The 3037-nt window shown below is 56.7% G+C and carries 2 protein-coding genes and 1 pseudogene; 2 read left to right on the forward strand and 1 reads right to left on the reverse strand.

Features of this window, described 5'->3' with window-relative positions; genetic code table 11:
- Positions 1–298: 298 nt before the first annotated feature.
- A pseudogene (locus WB528_RS09995) lies at positions 299–1380 on the reverse strand (IS3 family transposase); the annotation flags it as partial.
- Positions 1381–1775: 395 nt separating this feature from the next.
- On the opposite strand from WB528_RS09995, the gene WB528_RS10000 reads away from it, so the two are divergent.
- Both WB528_RS10000 and WB528_RS10005 read left to right on the forward strand, forming a co-directional pair.
- Positions 1776–2456, forward strand: coding sequence for a nucleotidyltransferase domain-containing protein (locus WB528_RS10000; protein ID WP_423888258.1), 681 nt, complete (start codon positions 1776–1778; stop codon positions 2454–2456).
- Entirely contained in the window at positions 2425–2847 is a 423-nt protein-coding gene (locus tag WB528_RS10005; protein ID WP_423888259.1) for a hypothetical protein, read from the forward strand. Before WB528_RS10000 ends, WB528_RS10005 begins: the two co-directional genes overlap by 32 nt.
- Positions 2848–3037: the final 190 nt, after the last annotated feature.

Consider the following 3037-nt stretch of genomic DNA (forward strand, 5'->3'; position numbering starts at 1 on the left):
AAAGGTAGCGCCCGCCGATGGCATTTTTCTCTGCCAATCACTTAATGTCGCCTGGGCTTCGGCAAGCCTGGATTAAGGCAGCTAACAAAACATTCTACGGCACCTGATCGTCACGCACAATGACGTAGGCCCTGAGCGGCTATATAGTTTCGGTGTAGTATCGAGCGAAATCACGCGCGGCGCGATAGACAAAATGTCGGGTGAAGTGGTCCGGTTGTCTAAACAGATTTTCCACGTCGATAAGTGGAATCTCTGCCAGGGTTAGGCTGCCAGGCGGAGAGGCAGCGGGGTGGAGTAGGCGTGATCGGGCGTAATGTGGGCGGCGTCCATTGTAAAAGTCCAGGTAGCAGCCGATCGAACGGCGCGCCTCGCTAACGCTGTCGTAGGCCTTCAAATACACCTCCTCATATTTGACGGTGCGCCACAGCCGCTCGACGAAGACATTGTCTCGCCAAGCCCCTTTGCCGTCCATGCTGATCGCAATGCCGTTGCCGGCGAGCACGCCGGTGAAGGCTGTACCGGTGAACTGCGAGCCCTGGTCGGTATTGAAGATGTCCGGCTTGCCGTGACGAGCCAAGGCATCCTCGAGCGTCTCGACGCAGAATGCCGCTTCCATCGTGATCGATACGCTTCACGACAGCACGCGTCGGCTGAACCAGTCGAGCACCACGACCAGGTAGACGAAGCCTCGCGCCATCGGGATGTAGGTAATGTCCATCGCCCACACCTGGTTCGGCCGTGTGATCGCCATCCCGGGCAGCAGATACGAGTAGATCTTGTGGCCCGGTTCCGGCTTCGTCGTACGTGGTCGGCGATAGAGCGCCTCTATCCCCATCCGCCGCATCAGCGTCTTCACATGACGACCGCCGATCTTGCTCCCCTCGGCCACCAGCAAGCCTTGCAACATCCGCGATCCCGCGAAGGGGAACTCCAGATGCAGCCGGTCGAGCCGCCGCATGATCGCGAGGTCGGCGTCCGGAACCGGCCGCGGCAGGTAGTAGACGCTGCCGCGGCTGATGCGCAGAACCTCCGCCTGCTTCAAAATCGGTAGATTGTGCTCACGGTCGATCATCGCTTTGCGCTCAGCAATCCCTCCTTGGTGAGCGCGCCCTCTAAAAAATCATTCTTGAGCGTCAGCTCGCCGATCTTGGCGTGCAGCGACTTTACGTCGATCGCAGGCTGCGCAGTACCGTTGCCGCCGCCGGGACCGAACACATCGACAGCCCCGCCCTCGAGTTGCACCTTCCACGCTGTGATCTGATTGGGGTGCACGTCGAACTGCTCGGCAAGCTGGGTTAGCGTTCGATCGCCCTTGGCGGCGGCAAGCGCCACCTTCGCCTTAAAGGCCGGTGTATGGTTCTGGCGCGGTCTTCTCGACATGGTCTCTCCTGATTCGCAGGCCAAAGCGTGCCCGCTGTCAGGCAGAAACTCCACTTATCGTCCTGTGCAGATTTCCGGGGCCGGCTCTCTGGACGGGCGGCTGGCACCGGGTATGACGGAGACGATGTCTAATACGGGTCGTCGGCGTTATTTTTGGCCTATTTTGGCCATGTCGCCTTCGCCCCCGATCGCGACCATAATTGAAGACATGCGATTTAGAGACCATCGTCGCTGATCGGCGCGCGATTGGGCCTAATCGAAACGTGCCTATAAATGCTGTCTCTACGCCACCAAATAGCTCTGCTAACCTATTGAGAAAAAAAGGCACCTTGACCTTGGTAAGGGAGAGGTCGTCAGTTCAATCCTGACCGGCAGCACCAGAATTCGTCGTCACCTTGGCTACCTTGATCATACCCAATTTGGGTTCTATATATCCCAATATGGGTATGATGCGACATCCTGTTGTTGGCCTATCCAACGCGCTGTTCTCGAAGGTCCAGCAGCGAGTCCTCGCCCTCATTTTCAGCCATCCCGAACGCAGTTTCTATACTTCGGAAATTGTAAGGACGGTACGTTCCGGCGTGGGTGCCGTGGACCGCGAATTGGCAAAACTCGAACGAAGCGGCTTAGTCACGGTCGAACGCATCGGCAATCGGAAGCACTATCGTGCAAACCAAGAGGCTCCGATCTTTGAAGAGTTACGGGGGCTTGTTCAGAAAACGGTTGGGCTGGCGGAACCCATCAAGAGATACTTTGAACCATATTCCGACACGATCAAGGGCGCCTTTGTGTACGGCTCCGTCGCAAAAGGGCTCGACACGGCGCACAGCGACATCGATCTCATGGTCATAGGCAACGACCTGAATTACTCTGATCTCTATACGGCCTCCCAGAACATTGAGAGACTGATTCGGCGAAAGGTGCATCCTTTATTTGTGTCGCCGGCTGACTGGCGGCACAAGACGTCCATCGCCGGATCGGTTTTCAGCAAAATTAGACGTTCGCCGAAAATTTTTATCATTGGCTCCGAAAAGGACTTGGGCGATGAGCAAGCAAGAGCTCGACAACCCCGTTAAAATTGGAAGCCTCAAGAAGGAAAGTCCTTCCCGCTACGAATATGATGGCATGATCAAATCGGCGCGCCGCGGATTGGCCGACGCTCAAAATCCAACCATAGAGACGGACAGCCAATTCGACTTGGCATACGAAGCGGCTCACAAATTTGCGTTGGCGGCCTTGCGCCGAGAAGGCTACCGATCCGAAAATCGGATTACAGTATTTCAAACGCTTGTCCACACGTTGGCTACGGACAAGGCGGACCTTCAAACCCTTTTAAAGGCACACAACGAGCGAAACTTGGCTGCCTATGAGGGTCGTGTGGATATTGATCGAAAGCTCCTTGCGGATCTCGTTGGAGCGACAAAACGACTCCAGAGTGCCGTCGGCAGGCTTTCACCTCCGAAGTAGTTCAGCTACGTCCGTTTCTAATAATCCTTGACGGTGTTCGCCGCATAGCGCGCGCCGCTATTGGCTTCGGCGCGAACGCCGGGAGGCGGCTCCTGCAGGTGGGGCACGACGACGATGCGGTTGACCTCGCCGCGCCTGAACGCTTGCAGGAAGGCGTCATAGTGCTTGAACGACACGCAGCCGAACGATG

The sequence above is a fragment of the Bradyrhizobium sp. genome, from assembly GCF_049586575.1.
Taxonomy (GTDB): Bacteria; Pseudomonadota; Alphaproteobacteria; order Rhizobiales; family Xanthobacteraceae; genus Bradyrhizobium.